The organism is Saccharopolyspora erythraea (assembly GCF_018141105.1).
Classification (GTDB): Bacteria; Actinomycetota; Actinomycetes; order Mycobacteriales; family Pseudonocardiaceae; genus Saccharopolyspora_D; species Saccharopolyspora_D erythraea_A.
The window spans coordinates 7,710,841-7,734,047 of record NZ_CP054839.1 but is presented as its reverse complement, the minus strand read 5'-3'; the positions used below and the strand labels follow the sequence as shown (position 1 = coordinate 7,734,047).

Below are 23,207 nucleotides of genomic sequence, written 5' to 3'. Positions count from 1 at the left end.
AACCGGGGAGATCCCCGCCGGGGTCCCGCCGACCTTGGACGTGGTCAGCGCGACGGGCGCGATCCAGCAGAACGCGTGGCTGCTCATCGCGCTGCCCGCGTTCGGCGCGCTGGTGCTGCTGCTGGCCGGGCGCCGGGCCAACGGGTGGGGCCACGTCCTGGGCTGCGCGACGGTGATCGGCTCGTTCGCGTACGCGGTCGCGCTGTTCTTCTCCATCAACGGCCTGCCCGCGGCGCAGCGGGAGCGGGAGCTGTACCTGTTCTCCTGGATCCCGGTCGAGGCGCTGCAGGTCGACTTCGGACTCCGGCTGGACCCGCTGTCGATGGTGTTCATGCTGCTGATCACGGGTGTGGGCGCGCTGATCCACGTCTACTCGATCGGTTACATGGCCCACGACCAGGAAGGCCGCACCGGCAGGGACAACACCGAGCGGCGCCGGTTCTTCGCCTACCTGAACCTGTTCGTCGCCGCGATGCTCGTGCTGGTCATGGGCAACAGCTTCGTGACGCTCTACCTCGGCTGGGAAGGCGTCGGCCTGGCGTCCTACCTGCTGATCGGCTTCTGGCAGGGCCGCCCGTCGGCGGCAGCGGCGGCGACCAAGGCCTTCGTGATGAACCGCGTCGGCGACGTCGGCCTGGCGCTGGCGATCTTCCTGCTGTTCGCCAACCTCGGCACCACCCAGTACTCGGAGGTCTTCGCCAGGGCCGGTGAGCTCACCCCGGGCGTGCTGCTCGCGATCACGCTGCTGCTCCTGCTCGGCGCGTGCGGCAAGTCCGGCCAGGTCCCGCTGCAGGCGTGGTTGCCGGACGCGATGGAGGGCCCGACCCCGGTCTCCGCGCTCATCCACGCCGCGACCATGGTCACCGCCGGTGTCTACCTGATCGCCAGGGCCAACCCGCTCTACACGCTCTCGCCCGACGGCAGGCTGGTCGTCACCATCGTCGGCGCGGTCACGCTGCTGGTCGGATGCGTCATCGGCTGCGCCTACGACGACATCAAGAAGGTGCTGGCCTACTCCACGGTCAGCCAGATCGGCTACATGATCCTCGCGGTGGGCCTCGGCCCGGCGGGCTACGCGCTGGGCATCATGCACCTGCTCACCCACGGCTTCTTCAAGGCCGGGCTGTTCCTCGGCGCCGGCTCGGTGATGCACGGCATGAACGACGAGGTCGACATGCGCAAGTTCGGCGGCCTCTACCGGTACATGCCGATCACGTTCGCCACCTTCGGGATGGGCTACCTCGCGCTGATCGGCTTCCCGTTCATGTCGGGCTTCTACTCCAAGGACGCGATCATCGAGGCCGCGTTCGGCCAGGAGGGCTGGCGCGGCTGGGTGTTCGGCGGCGCGGCGCTGCTGGGCGCGGGCATCACGGCCTTCTACATGACCCGCCTGGTGCTGATGACGTTCTTCGGCGAGAAGCGCTGGGAGAACCTGAAGACGAGCGACGGGAAGGACTTCCACCCGCACGAGTCCCCGGGGGTGATGACCGGGCCGATGATCGTGCTCGCGATCGGCTCGATCGGGGCCGGCGGGTTCTTCGTCGCGGGCAACCGCCTGGTCGACTACCTGACGCCGTCGCTGGGCGGGCTCGCCGAAAGCCACCACGGGGTGCTGCCGCACGAGGTGGTCCCGTACCTGACGGTCGCGCTCTCGGCGCTCGGGGTGCTCGTCGCCTGGCTGGTCGTCGGTCGCAAGCCGGTCCCGGTGGTGCGGCCGGAGCGGGTGTCGCCGGTCGTGCGCGCGGCCCGCGCCGACCTCTACGGCAACGCGCTGAACCGCGGACTCGTGGTGCTGCCGACCAGGCTGCTGACTCGCGGCCTGGTCGAGGTCGACCGCAAGGGCGTCGACGGCACCGTCACCGGGGTGGCCGGCCTGCTCGGGTTCGGTTCCACCCGGATGCGGCGCTGGCAGACCGGATTCGTCCGCTCCTACGCCCTGTCCATGCTCGCAGGCGGCGTGATCCTGATCGCCGCCCTGATGGCCGTGGGGACGCCATGACGAACCTGCCGGTGCCGTGCGCACCTCTGCCCCGCGAGACCGCGCCGGGAAGCCGCCGGACGGCTCCGGCCGCGCCGGGTGAACCGTTGGAGGAGATCCGATGACCGTGCTCCTCGCACTGATCCTGCTACCGCTGTTCGGCTCGGTGGTGGTCTGGCTGCTGCGCGGCAACGAGCCGGTGGCGAAGTGGACCGCGCTGGCGTTCTCGCTCGTCGAGGTCGTCCTGGCCGCCGTCGCCTGGCTGGAGTACGACCCGGCGGGCGCGCGGCTGCAGCTCACCAGCTCGGTTCCGTGGATCCCCGCCTTCGACATCAACCTGTCGTTCGGCGTGGACGGCATCGCGCTGGTCATGGTCGCGGTGATCGCGCTGCTGCTGCCGCTGGTGCTGGGCTACAGCTGGGGCGAGAAGCTGCCCGCGGGCCGCACCCACGGCGGGTTCTTCTCGCTGCTGCTGCTGGAGCAGGCGCTGACGGTCGGCGTGTTCGCCGCGACCGACGTGTTCCTGTTCTACGTGCTGTTCGAGATCATGCTGATCCCGATGTACTTCCTCATCGGCGGGTACGGCGGCGAGCAGCGCACCTACGCCGCGGTGAAGTTCTTCCTGTACTCCTTCCTCGGCGGCCTGATCATGCTGGCCTCGGCGATCGGCGCCTACGTCTACTCGGCGCAGGTGCTGGGACAGGGCACCTTCGACTGGGCGAAGCTGGTGCCGGTGCTGGCCGACGCGCCGACGAACGTGCAGGTGTGGATCTTCCTCGGCTTCTTCACCGCGTTCGCCATCAAGGCGCCGCTGGTGCCGCTGCACACCTGGCTGCCCGACGCCGCCGCGCAGGCGCCGATCGGCGTCGCGGTCATCGTCGTCGGCGTGCTGGACAAGGTCGGCACCTTCGGTTTCCTGCGCTACAGCCTGCCGCTGACACCGGACGCCTCGAAGCTGCTGACTCCGATGGTGCTGGTGCTTGCGGTGCTCGGGGTGCTGTACGGGTCGCTGCAGGCGTTCGGCCAGGACGACCTCAAGCGCTTCATCGCCTACGTCTCGATCGCGCACTTCGGCTTCATCGCGCTGGGCATCTTCGCCTTCACCTCGCAGTCGCAGGTGGGCGCGGTGTCGTACATGATCAACCACAGCATCGCGACCGGCATGCTCATCCTGGCCATCGGCATGGTGATCGCCCGAGGTGGCTCGACCCGCATCGCCGACTACGGCGGCATGGCGCGGCTGACGCCGCTGCTGGCGGGCGTGCTGCTGGTCGCGGGGCTCAGCACGCTGTCGCTGCCCGGCACCAACTCGTTCATCAGCGAGTTCCTGGTGCTGGTCGGATCCTTCCCGACCCAGCCGGTCTACACGGTCCTGGCGACCGTCGGCATGGTGCTGGCCGCGGTGTACGTGCTCCGGATCTACCAGCAGGTGATGCAGGGGCCGGTGCGCGGCGACGCGCTGCTGGCCTCGGCCACCGGACCCGGCGCGGTCGGCGACCCGGCGCTGCCGGAGAAGCACCGGCGCGGCATCACCGACCTCGACCTCCGGGAGAAGGCGGTCCTCGCGCCGCTGATCGTGCTCGTGCTGGCGCTGGGCTTCTACCCGAAGCCGGTGCTGGACGTGATCGGCCCGTCGGTCGGCGCAACCATGAGCGAGGTCGGCGTCACCGACCCCGTCACCTCGCAGGGAGGTAACTGACAGTGAGTCAGGTCGAGCTGCCGCTGATCGACTACGCGGCGATCATGCCGGTCCTGGTGATCCTCGGAGCGGCGTGCCTGGGGGTGCTGGTCGAGGCGTTCCTGCCGCGCCACCAGCGGTGGTCGGCGCAGGTGGGGCTGAGCCTGCTGGCCCTGGTCGCGGCCGGGGTCGCGCTGGCGCTGCACGCCCGGCAGGGCGGCACCGGCGTCACGACGCTGTCGGACTCCCTGGCCATCGACGCGCCGACGCTGTTCCTGTGGGGCACGCTGCTGGCCCTCGGCCTGGGTGCGATCCTGCTGATCGCCGACCGCTCGGTGGAGCCGGGCGGCGCGTTCGTCGCCGAGTCCAACGACACCGGCCCCGCCGGTTCCGGCGAGATGACCCGCGCGACAGCGGCGGTCGCGGGCATGCGCACCGAGGTGTTCCCGCTCGCGCTGTTCGCCCTCGGCGGGATGATGGTCTTCTGCGCGGCCAACGACCTGCTGACGATGTTCATCGCGCTGGAGGTGCTGAGCCTCCCGCTGTACCTGATGTGCGGCCTGGCCAAGCGTCGCAGGCTGCTCTCGCAGGAGGCGGCGGTCAAGTACTTCCTGCTCGGCGCGTTCGCGTCGGCGTTCTTCCTCTACGGGCTGGCGCTGCTCTACGGCTACGCGGGCTCGGTCAAGCTGTCGGCGATCGCCGCCGCGACCGCGGGCACCGACCGCTCCGACACGCTGCTGTTCGCCGGGCTCGGCCTGCTGGTGGTGGGCCTGCTGTTCAAGGCGTCGGTCGGGCCGTTCCACACCTGGACCCCGGACGTCTACCAGGGCGCGCCGACCGCGGTGACCGGTTTCATGGCGGCCTGCACGAAGGTCGCCGCGTTCGGCGGCATCCTGCGGGTCTTCCAGGTCGCCTTCCAGGCGTCGAGCTGGGAGTGGCGCGGGGTGCTGTACGCGGTGGCGATCGTGTCGATGGTCATCGGCGTCGTGCTGGGCCTGACCCAGAGCGACATCAAGCGGATGATCGCCTACTCCTCGGTGGCCCACGCCGGGTTCCTGCTGGTCGGCGCGATCGCGCTGACCGAGCGCGGGCTGGCGGGCACCATGTTCTACCTGCTGGCCTACGGCTTCACCACGATCGCGATCTTCGGCGTGATCAGCCTGGTCCGGACCTCCGATGGTGAGGCTACTCACCTTTCGGACTGGGCCGGGCTGGCCAAGCGGTCGCCGGTGGTGGCCTGGGTGTTCACCTTCCTGCTCCTCGCACTCGCGGGCATCCCGATGACCAGCGGCTTCGTCGGGAAGTTCGTGGTCTTCGAGGCCGCTCTCGCCGACGGTATGGCACCGTTGGTGGTGGTGGCCCTGGTGGCTAGTGCGGTCGCGGCGTTCTTCTACCTTCGTGTCATCGTGCTGATGCATTTCAGCGAACCGGCCGAGGACGGCCCCACCGTCAGCGTGCCGGGCGCGTTCACGACGGCGGCGATCACGCTGGGCGTGGTCGTGACGCTGTTGCTGGGCGTGCTGCCGTCGTTGGCACTGGACTGGGCCAACCTCGGTGGCTTCGTGTCGTAGAGTGCTCGCCCGTAGGGGCTAGCTTGGGGGAGCGAAGGCGACGGTGACGTGAGCAGGCCAGCGGGTGACCCGAACAGCTACCTGACGGGCGTTGTTGCGGGTCCGACGGGATTCGAGATCACCGACTCGGCACTGGCCGAGTCGGTGCGACAGGGCATCGCCGACGTCGAGGCGCTGCTGCACGAGTCGGTGCGCAGCGACCTCGAGTTCGCCACCCGCACGTCGCTGCACCTGGTGGACGCGGGCGGCAAGCGGTTCCGCCCGCTGTTCGCGCTGCTGGCCGCCCAGTTCGGGGACCCCCGCACGGAGAACGTCATCAAGTCCGCCGCGGTCGTGGAGATGGTCCATCTGGCCACGCTCTACCACGACGACGTCATGGACGAGGCGACCATGCGCCGCGGCGCGACCAGCGCCAACGCCCGCTGGGACAACTCGGTGGCGATCCTGACCGGCGACTTCCTGTTCGCCCAGGCGTCCCGGCTGGTCGCCGACCTCGGCACCGACGCCGCCCGCGAGATGGCCAGGACGTTCGAGGCGCTGGTCACCGGCCAGATGCGGGAGACGGTCGGGGTCGGCCGCGACGAGGACCCGGTCGACTTCTACCTGAAGGTGATCCACGAGAAGACGGGTTCGCTGATCGCCATCGCGGGCCGGTTCGGCGCGCTGTTCTCCGGGGCGAACCCGGAGCAGGTGACGGCGATGGAGCGGCTGGGCCGCATCCTGGGCACCGCCTTCCAGATCTCCGACGACGTCATCGACATCGCATCGCCCGCCGGCGAGTCCGGCAAGACCCCGGGCACCGACCTGCGCGAGGGCGTGCGGACGCTGCCCATGCTTTTCGCGCTGGCCGACGAGGGCACCGACGTCCGGCTGCGCGAGCTGCTGGCCGGGCCGCTGGAGCACGACGCCGACGTGGAGGAGGCGCTGAAGCTGCTGCGGGAGTGCGACGGCCTTACGCGCGCCCGGCGCACTCTCGACGAGTACGCGGCGGAGGCGCGCACGGAGCTCGCGGCGCTGCCCGACGTGCCGGCACGCGACGCGCTCGCCACGCTCGTCGACTACGTCGTCGCCCGCACCAGGTAGTCCGGCGAAGGCGTTCGCGGGGTGGTCGTCACGTCCGGTGCCGGTGCAGCCGCCCCGACGGGCTGGGCCGTGTGTGGTTCTGCGAAGCCACGCCGGGTGGTCGGTCCGGGTGAATTCACCCCGGTGAGCGATCGACGCGACACCCCGGCTCCGGCGTTGCGGGTCGCGCGCCGGTCAAGCTGCGGTAAGGATCTGCCCCCGATCACTTCCCGGTCGAGGGGCCGGGACGATACTCGTGCTTCGAGCTCGCCCGGCCGAATGCGCGAGCCCTTGGATTCGGAGGAGGGACGTCGTCCGTGACGTGGCTGTTCACCCAGGTTTGGCTGTGGAGCCTGGCCGCCTTCGCGTTGGGTTCCCTGTTCACCTGGCTGCTGTTCGTCCGGCCGCTGCGGCGCCGCCTGGACGCGGTATCGGCTGACTACGCCGACTACGTGCGCGAAACCGAGGATTCCGGGCGCGACCGGGAGCGGACGCTGACGGCGATGGAGCCGGACGAGGGCCCGCTGGACCTGCTTGAGCCCGCCGAGCCCGTGCGGGCGGACCGGCTCGGCCCGGCGCAGCCGACGGCGCTGGTCGACCGCGACGAGCTGCCCGGCCAGGCCCAGGACGAGGCGGAGGAGCCTGCGTTCGGTGCCTGGGACCGCGCTCCGCGTGCGTGGGCCGCGCCTGTCCCGCCGGCGGGAGACTCCGCGGAGGTGACCCAGCAGGTCGAGCGCATCACCGACGACGACACCGCCCGCCAGCCGGTCGAGCCGGCGCCGCGTCCGCCAGAGCCGGCGTGGGGGTCCGACGGCCCGTCCCGCGAGTTCGCCGCGCGGGTCCGCGCGGACGCCGAGCGCGAACCGGAACCCGTCGAGCCCGCGTGGCAGCCGGCCGGCACCTCGCGCGACGCGGCGGAGTCGGCGCGGGTGCCCGAGGGCATCGAGCTGGCCGACGACGAGGCCGCCGGCCGCAGCACGTGGTTCCAGAAGTCGATGCGGGCGGACAAGCAGGAGAACCCGGAGTGGCCCGCCGAGGCGGACGAGCCGACCGGCTCCGACTCGGCCCAGGACTCCGCCGAGTCGCCGGGGCGCGCTGAGCCGGCAGCCCGGGTGCCGGCTTCCGCGGAGTCCGGTGCGCGGGAGGACACCGAGCGGGATGCGCAGCTCTCCGGGCAGCTCCGCTCGCTCTTCGAGCCGCTCGGTGACCCGGGAGTCGACGAGGCCCGCAAGGACACGCCCTACGTCCCGCCGCTGGGTGCCGAGGCCACCCAGAACATCCCGCGCATCACCGACGACGCCGAACCCGACTCGGACGCGCCGCCGCTGCCGCGCCGCACACCCGGGGTGGGCCCCCGGCCGGGCAAGCCGAAGACGACGTCGAACTCCGGGCGCAACGGATCGTCGAACGGCTCCGGTCCGGCCGCGGCGAACGGCAGCTCCGGCTCCGCGTCCAACGGCTCCGCGGAAAGCCCGTCAGGCGATGCGAGCGGGAAGAACGCTCCCGCCACCGACACCAAGCAACACGTGGGCCCGACGCGGCGGGAGGGCTACATGGTCAAGGGCCACTTCGCCTCCCGGCAGTACCACACGCCGGAGTCGCCGCAGTACGAACGCATCGTGGCCGAGGTGTGGTTCCGCACCGCCGCCGACGCCGAGCAGGCCGGGTTCGAGCCATGGGACGGCCGTCAGCACAACACCTGAGCCGCCGCACAACGCCTTTGCAGACCGCGAGCCGCCGCCGTCCACCGGACGACGGCGGCTCGTCTGCGTCGCTCAGGCCTGCGGCGGTCGCTCCAGCAGCCGCGACAGCACCACCGTCGACACCGTCCGGCTGACGAACTCCACCGCCCGCAGCCGCTCCAGCGCGGTCTCGAGGTGGTGGATGTCCGCGGCGCGCAGGTGCACGATCGCGTCGGCAGGCCCGGACACCGTGTAGGCCGCGACGACCTCGGGCAGCGGCTCCAGGCCGCTGCGGATTCGTTGCGTGGGGACGTTGCCGTGGCAGTGCACCTCCACGAACGCCTCGGTGCCCCAGCCGAGCGCCTCCGGATCGACCACCGCGGTGAATCCCTGCAGGACACCCAGGTCGAGCAGCTTGTCGACCCGTCGTTTCACCGCCGGGGCCGACAGCCCCACCTCCGCGCCTATCTCGGCGTAGCTGGCCCGGGCGTCGGCCACCAGTCGCGAAACGATTCGCTGATCGAGGGAGTCCATACGCAACATTCTGCCGTATCCGCCGCAACGGAGTGACGTTGTAGGCGGTCCGGGCACCGGTTAGATTTCGATTCATGACGGTCTCCGCTGCGCCCGCCGCCGCCGACTCACGCGCCAAGCTCCCGACGGCCAGGCACTACGTGATGTGCCCGCCGAAGCACTTCGCCGTCGAGTACTCGATCAATCCCTGGATGGACCCCACCTCGCCGGTCGACACCGAGCTGGCGATGAAGCAGTGGGAGGCCCTCAAGCAGACCTACGAGCGCCTCGGCCACACCGTGCACGTCATCGAGCCGCAGCCCGGACTGCCCGACATGGTCTTCTCGGCGAACTCCGCGACCGTGATCGACGGCCGGGTGCTCGGCGCCCGGTTCCGCGCACCGGAACGGGCCGCCGAGGCCGAGCACTTCCGCCGTTGGTTCACCACCCGCGGCTACCGCGAGCTGGTCATGCCGTCGCGGGTAAACGAGGCCGAGGGCGACTTCGCCTGGACCGGGACGCTGCTGCTGGCCGGTTCCGGCTTCCGCACCGACCCCGAGGCGCACGCCGAGGCCCAGGAGGTGCTGGGCGTACCGGTCGTGTCGCTGAGCCTGACCGACCCGCGCTACTACCACCTCGACACCGCGCTTTTCGTGCTGGAACGCGGTGAGCACCCGCAGATCGCCTACTACCCGGACGCCTTCTCCGCGGGTTCGCGGCGCGTGCTGGAACGCCTGTTCCCCGACGCGGTGGTCGCCGACGCCGAAGACGCCGCGTGCCTGGGCCTCAACGGCGTCTCCGACGGCCGCAACGTGGTGCTGCCGCTGGAGGCGACGGGTCTGGCCGCCCAGCTCACCGCCCGCGGCTACGAGCCGATCATGCTCGACGTCTCGGAGCTGCGGAAGTCCGGTGGAGGGCCGAAGTGCTGCACGATGGAACTGCACTGACCCCGCTCCACTGACCCGACGACGCTAACCCGGCCGCAGGCGCTGGTGAGCGGGGGCCGACGACCCGCTCACCAGCGCCGAGTGGTGTTCGGCACGCCCGCGCGCTGGAACTTCGGCTCGCGTGACAGCGTTTCCTGAGTGACCTTCGACTGCAACGACGGTTTCCCGGCGGAGGCAGGAACGCTGTGCACAGTCACTTCAACGGGTTGAAGACCGCCCTGCTGCTGGGCGGTATGAGCGCCCTCGTGCTGCTGGTCGGCTCGCTGTTCGGGCGCGGCGGCCTGGTCATCGCGCTCGTCGTCGCGCTGGGCATGAACGGCTACGCCTACTTCAACTCGGCCAGGCTGGCGCTGCGCGCGATGCACGCACGCCCGGTCTCCGAAGCCGAACAGCCCGCGATGTACCGGATCGTGCGCGAGCTGGCCACCTCGGCCAAGCAGCCGATGCCCGCGCTCTACATCAGCCCCACCGCGGCGCCCAACGCGTTCGCGACCGGGCGCAACCCGCGCAACGCGGCGGTCTGCTGCACCCAGGGAATCCTCGAGCTGCTCGACGAGCGCGAGCTGCGCGCGGTGCTCGGCCACGAGCTGTCGCACGTCTACAACCGCGACATCCTGATCTCCAGCGTCGCGGGAGCGCTGGCCAGCGTCGTCACGTTCCTGGCGAACTTCGGGCTGCTGTTCGGCATGTTCGGCGGCGACGACGAGGACCGGCCGAACGCCTTCGCGATGCTGCTGGTCGCCCTGCTGGGGCCGATCGCGGCCGGAGTCGTGCAGATGGCGGTCAGCCGCTCCAGGGAGTACCAGGCCGACGCGTCCGGCGCCGAGCTCACCGGCGACCCGCTGGCGCTGGCATCGGCGCTGCGCAAGCTCGAGCGCGGCACCCAGCTCGCGCCCCTGCCGCCGGAACCCAAGCTGGTGTCCGAGTCGCACCTGATGATCGCCAACCCGTTCCGGCCAGGCGAACGGCTGACGCGGCTGTTCTCGACCCACCCGCCGATCAGCGAACGGGTCCGGCGCCTGGAAGGCATGGCGGGACGCCAGCTGCCCCCGGCGACGTGGTGACTGTCAGCCGGGCGCCCCGGCGTTGCGCGCGACGGACATGACGTACTCGCCGTAGCCGGACTTGGCCAGCTTCGCGCCCAGCGCGAAGCACTCCTCGGGCGAGATGTAGCCCATCCGCAGCGCGATCTCCTCGAGGCACGCGATCCGCACGCCCTGCCGGTTCTCCAGCACCTGCACGAACTGCGAGGCGTCCAGCAGCGAGGCGTGCGTACCGGTGTCCAGCCAGGCGAACCCACGCCCGAGCTCGGTCAGCCGGGCACTCCCGCGCCGCAGGTACTCCATGTTGACGTCGGTGATCTCCAGCTCGCCCCGCGCCGACGGGCGCAGCCCCCGGGCGATCTCCACCACGGCGTTGTCGTAGAAGTACAGCCCGGTGATGGCGGTGTTGGAACGCGGCCGCTCCGGCTTCTCCACGATCGAGAGGAGCCTGCCGTCCCCGTCGATCTCACCGACCCCGTAGCGCTGGGGATCGCGCACCGGGTAGCCGAAGAGCATGCAGCCCTCCAGCTCCCGCGTGCACTGCTGCAGCAGCTTGGAGAAACCCTGCCCGTAGAAGATGTTGTCGCCCAGCACGAGCGCCACCGAGTCGTCACCGACGAAGTCGGCACCGATGACGAACGCCTCGGCCAGACCGTTGGGCTCGGGCTGCTCGGCGTAGTCGATCGAGATGCCGAACTGCGAACCGTCGCCGAGCAGCCTGCGGAACAGCGGCAGGTCGGCCGGGGTCGAGATGAGCAGGACCTCCCGGATGCCGGCCAGCATCAGCACCGACAACGGGTAGTAGACCATCGGCTTGTCGTAGACCGGCAACAGCTGCTTGGACACGACCTGCGTCAGCGGGTGCAGCCTCGTCCCGCTGCCACCGGCCAGCACGATCCCCTTCACCCGGATTCCCCTCCAGCGACGGCGCCGCGGCCCAAGTTACCGGTAGTTCTCGAACTGCAGGGCGACTTCGAAGTCGCTGGACTTCAAAAGCTGGATGACGGTCTGCAGGTCGTCCTTCTTCTTGCCGGACACGCGCAGCTGGTCACCCTGGATCTGCGCCTGCACGCCCTTCGGGGCCTCGTCCCGGATCTTTTTCGAGATCTTCTTGGCCACGTCCTGGGCGATGCCCTGCACGAGCTTGCCGGTTACCTTGTAGACCCGGCCGGAGGAAGCCGGCTCGCCCACGTCGAACGCCTTCAGCGAGATGCCCCGCTTGATCAGCTTCTCCTTGAAGACGTCGATCGCGGCCTTGCAGCGCTCCTCGGTCTCGGACTCCAGGCTGATCGCCTCTTCACCGGACCACTGGATCTTCGTGCCGGTACCGCGGAAGTCGAACCGGTTGGCCAGCTCCTTGGCGGCCTGGTTCAGCGCGTTGTCGACCTCCTGGCGGTCGATCTTGCTCACCACGTCGAACGACGGGTCTGCCACCTGTCCTACCTCCTGTTGCGCTCGCCGATGCGGTCACCGGACACGCTACCGCCACGCCCCCCTGAGAATCCGGTGGACGCCGGTATGTATCCTTTCCACGCAAGCCAGTTCCGACTGGTGCGCGACGCCGGGTTGCCCGAGTGGCCAAAGGGAGCTGACTGTAAATCAGCCGCGCAAGCTTCGGAGGTTCGAATCCTCCACCCGGCACTCGAGAGTGGGTGAGCCCTGTCCGCGGATTGCGCGGACAGGGCTCTCTTCGTTTGTGCTGGTCGGGGGGGGTCGAACCCCCCGGGCCCCCCACGGTGCGGTGGTTGCTTGTGACCTGCTCCTCGCGTTCTGAGCGTTCCCGGCCTGGGGCTTTACCAGCGGGCCTTCGCTGGCGCTCAACCATTTGGGGCGCCTTCTCTGCGGTGAGCTTGTCGGCGCCTTTGGGTTGGTGACTTTGTCGGGCACCTTCTCTGCGGTGGTGAGCTCTTGGGCGCATTCGGCGGGGTGGCTTGTCCGCTGTGACCTTTGTCGTGGTCGTTTGCGGTGGGAGACCTCCTTGGTGTTCTAGGGTTTCTTGTGTGAGTGATCCGTATTTCGTGCTCGTCGAGACCTCCGAGCTGCGTGGGCTGGTGGGGGCGCTGGATGTCGTTGATGAGCGGGCGGAGCTCAACCACCGGTACCGCAAGCTCATCGCCGACTCTCGGCGGGTGCTGGAAGGCCCGCAGGTGCGGCTGACGCAGGCGCGGGGGATCGCAAAGCGGCTGATGGTGCTGGTCAAGGCCGCCGGTCCCGGCTTCGCGGACGGGCTCGACGAGCGCGAGCGCGCTGCGCTGGAGGACGGGCTCGCGCAGGCCGACTCGCTGGTGCACCGCGGTCCCGCCGCGGGTTCGTGAACCTCGGCCTCGGCCTCCACGGCGGCTAGGCTGGTGTGGTGGCCATCGATCGCGCGGCCCGCGCGCGCCGCAGGCGCGAGCAGCGCGCCGCGGCGCAGCACGCGTCTCCGCCGGAGGCGCGGCGGCGGCTGGAAGCCGCCGCGACCGAGGTCGAAGGGCTTTTCAGCACGGGCGCCAAGCACCGGCTCGAACGGCTGGAGTGGGTGGCCGTCGCGCGAGAGGACGAACGCGAGTCCGGTGCGGGGCCGCTGGACTTCGACAACGGGGTGATCCGCTTGGGACCGGCCGACGACGAGCGCACCGGCTGACATCAGCCGGAAATGAACATCCGACGCGGTGGCCCCCGGCCCCGTATGTTCGAGTTGTGCCCCTGAGCGCCCGACCGACCTCCGAGCGCCCCGCCGAAGCCGGCGCCGGATACCTCCACCACCGCCAGTGGTTGAGCTACCAGGAGTTCTTCCCCGGCGGCCTGCGCCTCACCGCCGAGACGGCACCCGACGAGCAGTGGTGGACCTGGCGGGGGATGGACGTGCACCTGGACCGGGTGGCGCACCCGGACGCCCCCGCCAAGCTCGTCGCACTGCACGGCGCGGGCGGCTACGGCCGGATGCTCGCCCCCTACGGCAGGCTCCCCTCGCTGTACGACCTCGACTACCTGGCGCCGGACCTGCCCGGGTTCGGGCTCACCGACCCCGGCCGCCACCACGTCACCTACCGGACCTGGGTGGAGTGCGTCGCGGCGCTGCTCGAGCACGAACGCCGCACCGACCCGCGACCGGTCGTGCTGCTCGGCGTCGGAACCGGCGGCAGGCTGGCCTACGACGTCGCCGCCGCGGCAGCCGGATCGGTCGCGGGAGTCGTGGTGACGTGCCTGGCCGACCCGCGGCGCGGGGAGGTCCGGCGGCGCCTGGCGGTGCGCCCGGAGCTCGGCCAGTGGTCCGGTCTGCTGTCGCTGGCCCCGTGGCCGCTGCGGCAGGCGCGGGTCCCGGTGCACTGGCTGGCCAACGTCGCCGCGGTGTCGAACAACGTCAAGTTCGCCGAGCTGGTGTGGGCCGACGCGCTGGGCGGCGGGAACTGGATCTCGCTGAGCTTCGTGCGCAGCTACCTCGCCAGCGCTCCGGTGACCGAGCCAGAGGAGTTCCGCGGGCCGCCGGTGCTGCTGGCCCACCCCGACGAGGACCGCTGGATACCCACCAGCCTGTCGACCCGCTTCTTCGACCGGATCGCCGGACCGACCCGCTTCGCGGCGTTGCGCGGCGGCGGGCACCTGCCGGTGGAGGAGATCGCGCTGGCCGACCTCGACCGGGCGGTGCGGGACTTCCTCGACGAGCTCGGCCTCACGTAGAAACCGCAGGTCGATCACCTTCCGTTCGAGCCCGGACACATAACGTGAAGGCTTTTTCGGGTTGTTGCGGGACCGCTCACAGCCGACCGGACGACTTTCTCGACAACATTTCCGGCCGGGTGCCCCGAAGCAGGTGATCGGCGATATTCGCAGGTCAGTCCGCCGGACTCGGCCGAGTGCGCGGTTCCACATGGCGAACTCCACACCCGCCGCGGTGCGGTGAGCGTCTCCGGCCACTGGCCAAGGTCGCCTGTCGTGAGTCACGATCCCAACGGCAAACCGGTGCGGCGCCCGTGTCGCCAGGCGACCAGGAGGGTGGATGATCGAGCGTCACCGCTCTCTGGAGTCGCCGGCCGCGCTCGACGCAGCCCGCCCTCCGGTGCGGGCCGAGGTCGACCCGGTGCGGCGGCGGATGTTCACCGCCTTCTCGCTCGCGGTGCTGCTCGCCGGCGTGGCCGCGTCGGCGGCGACCTCGGCGTGGCTGCCGTTCCACTACAGCCCGAACCTGCTGCTCATCGGGCCGCTGCTGGCGATGGGCTTCCTGCTCGCCGAGCAGCTCACCATCGACGTCGACGTCAAACGGGTCGGCTGGACGATCTCCTTCACCGAGATCCCGCTGATCCTCGGCCTGCTCACCGCCCCGTTCGAGGTGGTGCTCGCCGCGAACCTGCTGGCCGGGCTGGGCGCCCAGGTCGGTAGGCGGGCGGCCACCCACGTCGCCTACAACGCCGGCGTGATGTGCCTGGAGATCGCGGTCCCGTTCGCGGTCGCCAGCGTGGTCACCCGGACCGTCGGCACCGCGAGCCCGGAGTGGTTCGGCCCGGTCGTCGGCACCCTGACCTCCCCGCTGATCAGCTGCGGGTTCGCGCTCGCCGCCCTGCACGTGCTCGGCGGCGCCATGCGGGTGTCGGCGGGCGCGCGACTGGCGGTCAACACGCTGGCGGTCGGGCTGCTCAACACCTCGGTTGGTCTGATCAGCTACGAGGTCGCCAGCACCACCCCGTGGGGCTGGCTGCTGGTCGGGCTGGTCGCGGTCGCCGTCCTCGGGCTCTACCGGGCCTACTCCGGCCTGCTGCGCGAGCAGCGCGACCTGGAAGCGCTCAGCGACGTCAGCCTGAGCGTCGCCCGGTCGGGGCAGGCCACCGCGCGCGGCCCGTCCTCCGACGCCGATCTGGAGGCCCCGTCGGTCACCGAGTGGGAGCCGGTGGCCGAACGCATCCGAGAGCAGCTCAACGCGACCAGGGTCGTGCTGCGGCTGCGGCTGGACCCCAGCGGCGAGGTCAGCACCCTGGTCGCGGGCGACCCGCTGCCGGAGGCCGCCGAGCAGGCCGCGCCGTCGGCGCTGCGCGACGACCCGCTGCTGCAACTGCCGGGAAGCCACGTGCGCTCGTTCCGGACGCTGGAGGCTCCGGAGGAGGTGCGGCGGGCGCTGCGCCAGCGCGGTGCCTACGAAGCGCTCGTGGTGCCGCTGAGGGGAGCCAGCCAGCTCCTCGGCGCGGTCGAGGCGCACGACCGGGTCAGCCGCTGGCGCGGCTTCGGGCGCGCCGACGTCCGGCTGCTGCACACGCTGGCCAGCCACCTGGCCACCGCGATGGACAACCGAAGGCTGCTGGCCCGCCTGCGGCATGACGCTTATCACGATCCGCTGACCGGCCTGCTCAACCGGACCGGCTTCCGGGAGATGTCGGCCGAGGAGCTGCGCAACGGCCGGACGGCGGTCGTGCTGCGGATGGACCTCGACGTCCTGACCACCGTCAGCGAGGCGCTCGGCTACACCTGGGGCGACCGGATGGTGGTCGCGGCGGGCCGCCGGATGCGCGACGCGCTGGGGCCGGAACCGCCGCTGGCGCGGCTGGAGGCCAACGCCTTCGCGATGCTGCTGCTCGACCACACCGAGGACGAGGCGCGCGAGGTCGCCACCCGGCTCCGGGAGGTGATCGCCGAGCCGTACCCGCTGGACAAGCTGGTCGTGGAGGCCACCGCGGTCGCGGGCTACGTCTCGTCGGCCCCGGCCGACGGCGAGCCCGAGAACGACGTCGACACCCTGCTGCAACGCGCCGACGTCGCCGTCCGGGCCGCCCGCAACGGCGAGGACGGCGTGCGCCGCTACGCGCCGGCGATGGGCCAGGTCTTCCTGCGCCGCTTCCAGCTCGTCACCCAGTTCCGCCAGGCCATCGACTCCGGCCAGATCGAGGTGCACTACCAGCCGAAGGTCTCGCTGCCGGAGCGGCAGGTGGTCGGGGCCGAAGCCCTGGTGCGCTGGTCGCATCCCGAGTACGGGCGGCTCGATCCCGACGAGTTCGTGCCGGTGGTGGAGGCCACCGGGCTGGTCGACGCCCTGACCTCCTTCGTCATGGAATGCGCGCTGGTGAAGGTGCGCAAGTGGCTCGACCGCGGGCTGCGGATGTCGGTCGCGGTGAACCTCTCGGTCCGCAACCTCGCCGACGAGTCGTTCCCGGACCGGGTCGCCGAAGCGCTCGGCCGCCACGAGATCCCGCCCGAGCTGCTCACCTTCGAGCTGACCGAGTCCAGCGTGATGGAGGACCCGGAGCGCTCGATGCCGGTCCTGAGAAGGCTGCACGCGCTCGGCGTGGTGCTGGCCGTGGACGACTTCGGCACCGGCTACTCCTCGCTGGCCTACCTGCGCCAGCTTCCGGTGGACGAGGTGAAGATCGACAAGAGCTTCGTGCTCGGCATGGGCACCGACCTCGGCGACATGGCCGTGGTGCGCTCCATCGTCGAGCTGGGCCACTCCCTGGAGCTCGTGGTGGTGGCCGAGGGCGTCGAGGACGACGCGGCCCGCGACCAGCTCGTCGCGATGGGGTGCGACATCGCACAGGGCTACCTGATCTCGCGTCCGCTGCCCGAGGACCGGCTGGAGGCGTGGCTGCGGGCCCGCACCGTCCGGCGTCGCGGGCCGAGGTCGGAGACCGTGTTGACATTGGTGCACTGACCAGCGGTTTCCCCGTTAGGGCACCCCCCGTCTCAGGGGCCCCGAGAGGGTGTGTAGAGTTCTAATCGCTCCGCAAGGGCACGCCCCAATAGCTCAGTCGGCAGAGCGTCTCCATGGTAAGGAGAAGGTCTACGGTTCGATTCCGTATTGGGGCTCGGAAGGCAGCCGCGGTGCTCGACAAATGGGTACTGCGGCTGTTTTTGCATGGGATAGGCTGTATCCCAGCGCGGCGGTGTAGCTCAGTCGGTAGAGCAAGCGGCTCATAATCGCTGTGTCGCCGGTTCAAGTCCGGCCACCGCTACCATTGACCGGTTCGCGTTGTAGCGAGCTGTCCCAGCAAGTTCGAAGAGAAAGGCACCCCCGTGGCCGCGACCGACGTTCGCCCCAAGATCACGCTCGCGTGCGAGGAGTGCAAGCACCGCAACTACATCACCAACAAGAACCGGCGCAACGACCCGGACCGTCTGGCGATGAAGAAGTTCTGCCCGAACTGCGGTACGCACCGCGTGCACAAGGAGACCCGCTGACCACAGCGGATCCTCTCGCGAGATCCAGCTTCACCGAAGACCCGTCCCGGCCGAGCCGGGGCGGGTCTTCGTGCTTGCGGGCCCGGTTCGGCAGGAGTTCCTCGTGCCGGAAGTCGCACCCGGCGCCGGGACGTCCAGTGCGCGCGGTCCGGCCGGCGTGCGGGCCGAGGCGAGCCCGCCGATGAGGGCCGCCGCGGTGGTGCCGAGCGGCCGGTAATCTGCACACGTGCCGCTCGACCAGTCATTCATCGGACGTGAGTACCCGCCGACGCCGACCTACGAGGTGGGCCGGGAGAAGATCCGCGAGTTCGCCGAGGCGATCAAGGACCGCTCGCCCCTGCACCGCGACCCCGAGGCCGCCAAGGCCGCCGGGTACCCGGACGTGATCGCCCCACCGACGTTCGCGGTGCTGCTGTCGATGAAAGCCCACGACGCGATCGTGGAGGACCCGCAGCTCGGCCTCGACTACAGCCGGGTCGTCCACGGCCAGCAGGAGTTCACCCACCACCGGCCCATCCAGGCCGGCGACCGCCTCCGCACCGTCGTGCACGTCGACGACATCAAGGCCCGCACGGGCAACGACTTCCTGACCGTGCGCGCCGAGATCACCACGGTCGAGGGCGAACCGGTCTGCACGGCGAAATCGACGCTGGTCGCGCGGGGCACCGCGGAGGACCCGGAAGGTGAGGACGCATGACGCTGCGGATGTCCGAGGTCTCCAAGGGCGACCTGCTGCCGGAGCTCAGCGTCCCCGTCACCCGCGCCGACCTGGTGCGCTACGCCGGGGCCTCCGGGGACTTCAACCCGATCCACTGGAACGAGCGGTTCGCCACCGAGGTCGGGCTGCCGGACGTGATCGCGCACGGCATGCTCACCATGGCGCTGGCGGGCCGGCTGGTCACCGAGTGGACCGGCGACCCGGGCGCGATCGCCAACTACAGCGTCCGCTTCACCCGCCCGGTGGTCGTGCCCGACGACGGCGAGGGCGCGCTGGTCGAGCTCTCCGGCAAGGTCGCGGCCAAGAACGACGACGGCACGGTGAAGGTCAGCATCACGGCCCGCAGCGCGGGCCAGGGCGTCCTGGGCGGCGCCAGCGCGGTGGTCCGCCTGGCGCAGGACTGAAGGCCCGGCACCGCCCGCCGCAGCGGTGCGGGCATCGACATCCGAAACAACCGTGGGCCGCCCGGGAAGTCCGGACGGCCCACGGTTCGCGCGGTTCGGGACGCGCTACTTCGCCTCGCGCAGCAGGTCGCCCATCCGGCGGACGCCCTCGGCCAGGTCGTCGTCGCCCAGCGCGTAGGACAGCCGGAAGTAGCCCGGCGTGCCGAACGCCTCACCCGGCACGACCGCCACCTCCGCGTGCTCCAGCACCAGCGCCGCCAGCTCCACGCTGGTCTGCGGCCGCGAACCCCGGATCTCCCTGCCCAGCAGCTCCTTCACCGACGGGTACGCGTAGAAGGCGCCCTGCGGCTCCGGGCAGCTCACGCCCGGGATCGCCGACAGCAGCTCCACGATCTTGCGCCGCCGCCGGTCGAACGCCTCGCGCATCGACTCGACCGCGTCGAGCGAGCCGCTGACGGCCTCCAGGGCCGCCCGCTGCGAGACGTTGGAGACGTTCGACGACAGGTGCGACTGCAGGTTCGTCGCGGCCTTGATGACGTCGGCGGGGCCGATCATCCAGCCGACCCGCCAGCCGGTCATCGCGTAGGTCTTGGCGACCCCGTTGAGCACGACGCAGGTGTCGGCCAGCTCCGGCACCACCGCGGGCATCGAGACGTGCTCGGCGCCGCCGTAGACCAGGTGCTCGTAGATCTCGTCGGTGACCACCCAGATCCCGTGCTCGACGGCCCAGCGGCCGATCGCCTCGACCTGCTCCGGCGGGTACACCGCGCCGGTCGGGTTCGAGGGCGAGTTGAACAGCAGGACCTTGGTGCGCGGCGTGCGAGCGGCCTCCAGCTGCTCGACGCTCGCCAGGTAGCCGGTCGACTCGTCGGTGCCCACGACGACGGGAACACCGCCGGCCAGCGCGATCGCCTCGGGGTAGGTCGTCCAGTACGGCGCGGGCAGCAGGACCTCGTCGCCCGGGTCCAGCAGCGCGGCGAACGTCTGGTAGACGGCCTGCTTGCCGCCGTTGGTCACCAGTACCTGGCTCGGCTCGACCTCGTAGCGGGAGTCGCGCCTGGTCTTGGCGGCGACCGCCTCGCGCAGCTCCGGCAGCCCGGCGGCCGGGCTGTAGCGGTGGTTGCGCGGGTCGGCGCACGCCGCCGCGGCGACGTCCACGATCGGCTGCGGGGTGGGGAAGTCGGGCTCGCCGGCGCCGAAGCCGATCACCGGACGCCCGGCGGCCTTGAGCGCCTTGGCCTTGGCGTCGACGGCGAGGGTCGCCGACTCGGCGATCCCTCCGACTCGCGCGGAGATCCGCGGCTTCCCGGTGTTGTTCTCGGACTGCGTCTCAGGTGCGGCCATAGCAGCATCCTTGCAGATGAGCTGTGGTGCGCGACACGGGTGCGGGAGCTCGGGGTATGGTGTGCCGGCGGCTCGGGGAGCCCGGCTCCGATGATCTCGACACCCCGCGGGGGGTGCGGTTGGAGCTTGGTCGACTTCGTGCCGTACACTTTTGAACTTGGGATGCCACGGCACCTTCGAAACCCGCCGACCGGACCGGGTGGCGGGTCGGGTACCGGGCGTCCCGAACTGCGGTCGAGAACGCGGGCCGCAAAGGGGTGTAGCTCAATTGGCAGAGCAGCGGTCTCCAAAACCGCAGGTTGCAGGTTCAAGTCCTGTCACCCCTGCGTCGATGCGACGGTGAGCGGAGGATGGGCGTGAGCGAGGACCGCGAGCAGGAGCGGGACGGACAGCGCGAAGACGCTGCCCAACCGTCCAGCGCCGCGGCGCGGCGGGAACGCCGCGCCTCCGCCCGCTCGGCCGCCCGCAAGGGGCGGTCCGGGGAGCCGGCGAACGCCGGCTCGACCCGCACAACTGAGTCGAAGGGTCGGCCGACCCCCTCGCGGGACGGCCGGCAGGGTCGGGTTTCGCCGTTCCGGAAGATCGGACGCTTCCTGCGCGAGGTCGTCGCCGAACTGCGCAAGGTCATCTGGCCGACGCGCAAGGCGCTGATGACCTACACGCTCGTCGTGCTGGTGTTCGTCAGCGTGATGGTGGCGTTCATCGCGGGCGTGGACATCCTCTTCGCCAAGGGCGTGGACTGGCTGTTCGGCGGCTGACCACTTCCGGCCGCGCACCGCGTGGGGCGGCGGATGCCATCGACCCGGCACGCAATGCACGAGAGGAAGCGAGACCGACTGTGACCTCACACGAGGGTCAGGAACTCACCGACCCCACCGATGAGCAGGCGCCAGCCGCCGATTCGACGGCTGACTCGGTCGACGCTGTCGAGACCACCGACGCCGGCGAAGCGGTCGCCGACGAGCAGGCCGCCGAGGACAGCGCGGGTGAGGCCGCGGAGTCCGCTGACGAGCAGGCCGCCGACGCCGACTCCGGTGACGAAGCCGACGAGGAGGCCGAGGAGGCCGACCCGGTCGAGGAGCTGCGCGCCGCGCTGCGCCGCGCCCCCGGCGAGTGGTACGTGGTGCACTCCTACGCGGGCTACGAGAACAAGGTCAAGACCAACCTGGAGACCCGGGCCCAGACGCTCGACGTCGAGGACTACATCTTCCAGGTCGAGGTGCCGACCGAGGAAGTCACCGAGATCAAGAACGGCCAGCGCAAGCTGGTGCAGCGCAAGGTGCTTCCCGGCTACATCCTGGTCCGGATGGAGCTCAACGACGCTTCCTGGAGCGCGGTCCGCAACACCCCGGGTGTCACGGGCTTCATCGGGGCGACCTCGCACCCGTCGCCGCTGAGCATCAACGACGTGCTGAAGTTCCTCGCGCCGCGGGCCGAGAAGGAGGCCAAGCCGGAGGCGGGCAAGAAGGCGGCCGCGCCGGCCGCCACCAAGCCCTCGGTCGAGGTCGACTTCGAGGTCGGCGAGTCCATCACCGTCATGGACGGGCCGTTCGCGACGCTGCCCGCGACGATCAGCGAGGTCAACGCCGACGCCCAGAAGCTCAAGGTGCTGGTGTCGATCTTCGGCCGCGAGACGCCGGTCGAGCTGTCGTTCAACCAGGTTTCCAAGATCTGACCGGCTCCCCGCGCGGGGAGCACGGCGGCCGCGGGAGGACCCGGGCAGGACCCTCCCGCGGGAGCCGACGTCGCCAAGTCGTGGCCCCGTCGGCATCTCGGCTCCGTGGTTCGGGCCGATCAACCGGATAGAAGACCAAGGAAGCGAACATGCCGCCCAAGAAGAAGAAGCTCGCAGCGATCATCAAGCTGCAGATCTCGGCTGGCCAGGCCAACCCGGCCCCGCCGGTCGGTCCGGCGCTGGGTCAGCACGGCGTCAACATCATGGAGTTCTGCAAGGCCTACAACGCCGCCACCGAGAGCCAGCGCGGCGACGTGGTGCCGGTCGAGATCTCCGTTTTCGAAGACCGTTCCTTCGACTTCAAACTGAAGACCCCGCCGGCCGCGAAGCTGCTGCTCAAGGCCGCCGGTGTGCAGAAGGGCAGCGGCGAGCCGCACAAGACCAAGGTCGGCAAGATCTCGATGGACCAGGTCCGCGAGATCGCCCAGACCAAGATGGTCGACCTCAACGCCAACGACCTGGACCAGGCCGCCAAGATCATCGCCGGTACCGCCCGGTCGATGGGCCTGACCGTCGAGGGCTGAGCACGCCCCCTGCCGGGGACTTCAGCGTGGGAGGGCTCCAGCGCAGCCCGACCAACCACAACTGATCCATTGCGAGAAGGACAGACATGGCTAAGCGCAGCAAGGCATATCAGCAGGCGGCCGAACTGATCGACAGGGCGCGGATGTACGCGCCGCTGGAGGCCGCCGAGCTCGCCAAGAAGACCGCCAAGGTCAAGATGGACCCCACCGTCGAGGTCGCCATGCGGCTGGGCGTCGACCCCCGCAAGGCCGACCAGATGGTCCGCGGCACCGTGAACCTGCCGCACGGTACTGGCAAGACCGCCCGCGTCATCGTGTTCGCCGTTGGTGACAAGGCCGCCGAGGCCGAGGCCGCCGGGGCGGACGCCGTCGGTTCCGAAGACCTGATCGAGCGCATCCAGGGCGGCTGGCTCGATTTCGACGCGGCGATCGCCACCCCGGACCAGATGGCCAAGGTCGGCAAGATCGCCCGGGTGCTGGGCCCGCGCGGCCTCATGCCGAACCCGAAGACCGGCACCGTCACCCCGAACGTCACCAAGGCGGTCGCGGACATCAAGGGCGGCAAGATCAACTTCCGAGTCGACAAGCAGGCCAACCTGCACATCGTCATCGGAAAGGCCTCGTTCGACACCGACAAGCTGGTGGAGAACTACGCGGCCGCGCTGGACGAGATCCTGCGGGCCAAGCCGTCGACCTCGAAGGGCCGCTACCTGAAGAAGGTCACCTTCACCACGACGATGGGTCCGGGCATCCCGGTGGACCCGAACCGCACCCGGAACCTGCTCGAGCCCGTCCAGGTCTGAGCGGTTCCAGAGCATTGGCGGAGGCGGGCCGTCCCGGAAGGGGCGGCCCGCCTCTTCGCATTTCG

General features: G+C 70.5%; 22 protein-coding genes and 4 tRNA genes. 22 read left to right on the top strand and 4 right to left on the bottom strand.

Annotation, left to right across the window (positions count from 1 at the left end; translation table 11 throughout):
• The first annotated feature begins 61 nt into the window (after positions 1 to 61).
• From nuoL to HUO13_RS34685, 5 genes are all read left to right on the top strand, one after another.
• Positions 62 to 1,999, top strand: a complete 1,938-nt coding sequence (gene nuoL / locus HUO13_RS34705; RefSeq protein WP_211903366.1) for an NADH-quinone oxidoreductase subunit L — start codon at positions 62 to 64, stop codon at positions 1,997 to 1,999.
• Between the two features lie 100 nt (positions 2,000 to 2,099).
• A complete protein-coding gene (locus HUO13_RS34700) occupies positions 2,100 to 3,677 on the top strand; it encodes a complex I subunit 4 family protein (RefSeq protein WP_211899073.1) in 1,578 nt (525 codons plus the stop codon).
• Positions 3,678 to 3,679: 2 nt separating this feature from the next.
• A complete protein-coding gene (nuoN, locus tag HUO13_RS34695; RefSeq protein WP_211899072.1) occupies positions 3,680 to 5,227 on the top strand; it encodes an NADH-quinone oxidoreductase subunit NuoN in 1,548 nt (515 codons plus the stop codon).
• A 48-nt stretch (positions 5,228 to 5,275) separates the two neighbouring features.
• Positions 5,276 to 6,310 (top strand): polyprenyl synthetase family protein, encoded by a 1,035-nt coding sequence (locus HUO13_RS34690; protein ID WP_211899071.1) that lies wholly within the window; start codon positions 5,276 to 5,278, stop codon positions 6,308 to 6,310.
• A 296-nt stretch (positions 6,311 to 6,606) separates the two neighbouring features.
• Positions 6,607 to 7,992, top strand: a complete 1,386-nt coding sequence (locus HUO13_RS34685; RefSeq protein WP_211899070.1) for a sunset domain-containing protein — start codon at positions 6,607 to 6,609, stop codon at positions 7,990 to 7,992.
• Between the two features lie 72 nt (positions 7,993 to 8,064).
• Here HUO13_RS34685 and HUO13_RS34680 read toward each other — a convergent pair whose 3' ends face one another.
• Positions 8,065 to 8,505 carry an Lrp/AsnC family transcriptional regulator gene (locus HUO13_RS34680; protein ID WP_009944067.1) on the bottom strand — a complete coding sequence of 147 codons (441 nt, stop codon included), beginning with the start codon at positions 8,503 to 8,505 and terminating at the stop codon, positions 8,065 to 8,067.
• Between the two features lie 74 nt (positions 8,506 to 8,579).
• Between HUO13_RS34680 and ddaH the strand changes: the two genes are divergently transcribed.
• Together ddaH and htpX are read left to right on the top strand one after the other, a co-directional pair.
• Positions 8,580 to 9,431: a dimethylargininase gene (gene ddaH / locus HUO13_RS34675; RefSeq protein WP_211899069.1), complete on the top strand. Its 852-nt coding sequence runs from the start codon at positions 8,580 to 8,582 to the stop codon at positions 9,429 to 9,431.
• Between the two features lie 185 nt (positions 9,432 to 9,616).
• Positions 9,617 to 10,495 (top strand): zinc metalloprotease HtpX, encoded by an 879-nt coding sequence (gene htpX / locus HUO13_RS34670; RefSeq protein ID WP_211899068.1) that lies wholly within the window; start codon positions 9,617 to 9,619, stop codon positions 10,493 to 10,495.
• A gap of 3 nt (positions 10,496 to 10,498) precedes the next feature.
• Here the strand turns inward: htpX and rfbA are convergent, their stop codons facing one another.
• Positions 10,499 to 11,380, bottom strand: coding sequence for a glucose-1-phosphate thymidylyltransferase RfbA (rfbA, locus tag HUO13_RS34665; RefSeq protein ID WP_211899067.1), 882 nt, complete (start codon positions 11,378 to 11,380; stop codon positions 10,499 to 10,501).
• Positions 11,381 to 11,416: 36 nt separating this feature from the next.
• A complete protein-coding gene (locus HUO13_RS34660; protein WP_211899066.1) occupies positions 11,417 to 11,908 on the bottom strand; it encodes a YajQ family cyclic di-GMP-binding protein in 492 nt (163 codons plus the stop codon).
• Between the two features lie 126 nt (positions 11,909 to 12,034).
• On the opposite strand from HUO13_RS34660, the gene HUO13_RS34655 reads away from it, so the two are divergent.
• The 10 genes from HUO13_RS34655 (at position 12,035) to HUO13_RS34610 (ending at position 18,736) form a co-directional block, all read left to right on the top strand.
• A tRNA-Tyr gene (locus tag HUO13_RS34655) sits at positions 12,035 to 12,115 on the top strand.
• A gap of 359 nt (positions 12,116 to 12,474) precedes the next feature.
• Positions 12,475 to 12,789, top strand: coding sequence for a hypothetical protein (locus HUO13_RS34650; protein ID WP_211899065.1), 315 nt, complete (start codon positions 12,475 to 12,477; stop codon positions 12,787 to 12,789).
• Between the two features lie 38 nt (positions 12,790 to 12,827).
• Positions 12,828 to 13,097, top strand: a complete 270-nt coding sequence (locus HUO13_RS34645; RefSeq protein ID WP_211899064.1) for a hypothetical protein — start codon at positions 12,828 to 12,830, stop codon at positions 13,095 to 13,097.
• 56 nt (positions 13,098 to 13,153) lie between these two features.
• Entirely contained in the window at positions 13,154 to 14,134 is a 981-nt protein-coding gene (locus HUO13_RS34640) for an alpha/beta hydrolase (RefSeq protein WP_249124292.1), read from the top strand.
• 319 nt (positions 14,135 to 14,453) lie between these two features.
• Positions 14,454 to 17,087 carry a putative bifunctional diguanylate cyclase/phosphodiesterase gene (locus tag HUO13_RS34635; protein ID WP_211899063.1) on the top strand — a complete coding sequence of 878 codons (2,634 nt, stop codon included), beginning with the start codon at positions 14,454 to 14,456 and terminating at the stop codon, positions 17,085 to 17,087.
• A gap of 82 nt (positions 17,088 to 17,169) precedes the next feature.
• Positions 17,170 to 17,242, top strand: a tRNA-Thr gene (locus HUO13_RS34630).
• A gap of 73 nt (positions 17,243 to 17,315) precedes the next feature.
• Positions 17,316 to 17,391 (top strand) — tRNA-Met (locus tag HUO13_RS34625).
• A 58-nt stretch (positions 17,392 to 17,449) separates the two neighbouring features.
• On the top strand, positions 17,450 to 17,614 hold the full coding sequence (gene rpmG, locus HUO13_RS34620) for a 50S ribosomal protein L33 (protein ID WP_009944078.1): 165 nt from the start codon (positions 17,450 to 17,452) through the stop codon (positions 17,612 to 17,614).
• A gap of 226 nt (positions 17,615 to 17,840) precedes the next feature.
• Complete coding sequence (locus tag HUO13_RS34615; RefSeq protein WP_211899062.1) at positions 17,841 to 18,311, top strand: MaoC family dehydratase N-terminal domain-containing protein; 471 nt, start codon at positions 17,841 to 17,843, stop codon at positions 18,309 to 18,311.
• Entirely contained in the window at positions 18,308 to 18,736 is a 429-nt protein-coding gene (locus tag HUO13_RS34610) for a MaoC family dehydratase (protein ID WP_211899061.1), read from the top strand. The genes HUO13_RS34615 and HUO13_RS34610 overlap by 4 nt, the downstream gene beginning before the upstream one ends.
• A 105-nt stretch (positions 18,737 to 18,841) precedes the next feature.
• Here HUO13_RS34610 and HUO13_RS34605 read toward each other — a convergent pair whose 3' ends face one another.
• Positions 18,842 to 20,080 carry a pyridoxal phosphate-dependent aminotransferase gene (locus tag HUO13_RS34605; protein ID WP_211899060.1) on the bottom strand — a complete coding sequence of 413 codons (1,239 nt, stop codon included), beginning with the start codon at positions 20,078 to 20,080 and terminating at the stop codon, positions 18,842 to 18,844.
• A 253-nt stretch (positions 20,081 to 20,333) separates the two neighbouring features.
• Here HUO13_RS34605 and HUO13_RS34600 point away from each other — a divergent pair.
• The 5 genes from HUO13_RS34600 to rplA all read left to right on the top strand — a co-directional run bounded on the left by HUO13_RS34600 (position 20,334) and on the right by rplA (position 23,142).
• Positions 20,334 to 20,406 (top strand) — tRNA-Trp (locus HUO13_RS34600).
• 30 nt (positions 20,407 to 20,436) lie between these two features.
• Entirely contained in the window at positions 20,437 to 20,838 is a 402-nt protein-coding gene (gene secE / locus HUO13_RS34595; RefSeq protein ID WP_211899059.1) for a preprotein translocase subunit SecE, read from the top strand.
• A gap of 80 nt (positions 20,839 to 20,918) precedes the next feature.
• Complete coding sequence (gene nusG / locus HUO13_RS34590) at positions 20,919 to 21,755, top strand: transcription termination/antitermination protein NusG (protein ID WP_211899058.1); 837 nt, start codon at positions 20,919 to 20,921, stop codon at positions 21,753 to 21,755.
• A 149-nt stretch (positions 21,756 to 21,904) separates the two neighbouring features.
• Positions 21,905 to 22,339 carry a 50S ribosomal protein L11 gene (rplK, locus tag HUO13_RS34585; RefSeq protein ID WP_211899057.1) on the top strand — a complete coding sequence of 145 codons (435 nt, stop codon included), beginning with the start codon at positions 21,905 to 21,907 and terminating at the stop codon, positions 22,337 to 22,339.
• Positions 22,340 to 22,425: 86 nt separating this feature from the next.
• Complete coding sequence (rplA, locus tag HUO13_RS34580) at positions 22,426 to 23,142, top strand: 50S ribosomal protein L1 (protein ID WP_211899056.1); 717 nt, start codon at positions 22,426 to 22,428, stop codon at positions 23,140 to 23,142.
• Positions 23,143 to 23,207 lie beyond the last annotated feature (65 nt).

Bases quoted from the DNA above. Each gene is read 5' to 3' on its own strand.
- HUO13_RS34700 (WP_211899073.1), top strand. From the start codon at position 2,100: ATGACCGTGCTCCTCGCACTGATCCTGCTACCGCTGTTCGGCTCGGTG.
- HUO13_RS34680 (WP_009944067.1), bottom strand. From the start codon at position 8,505: ATGGACTCCCTCGATCAGCGAATCGTTTCGCGACTGGTGGCCGACGCC.
- ddaH (WP_211899069.1), top strand. From the start codon at position 8,580: ATGACGGTCTCCGCTGCGCCCGCCGCCGCCGACTCACGCGCCAAGCTC.
- HUO13_RS34635 (WP_211899063.1), top strand. From the start codon at position 14,454: ATGATCGAGCGTCACCGCTCTCTGGAGTCGCCGGCCGCGCTCGACGCA.
- HUO13_RS34610 (WP_211899061.1), top strand. From the start codon at position 18,308: ATGACGCTGCGGATGTCCGAGGTCTCCAAGGGCGACCTGCTGCCGGAG.
- HUO13_RS34605 (WP_211899060.1), bottom strand. From the start codon at position 20,080: ATGGCCGCACCTGAGACGCAGTCCGAGAACAACACCGGGAAGCCGCGG.
- rplK (WP_211899057.1), top strand. From the start codon at position 21,905: ATGCCGCCCAAGAAGAAGAAGCTCGCAGCGATCATCAAGCTGCAGATC.
- rplA (WP_211899056.1), top strand. From the start codon at position 22,426: ATGGCTAAGCGCAGCAAGGCATATCAGCAGGCGGCCGAACTGATCGAC.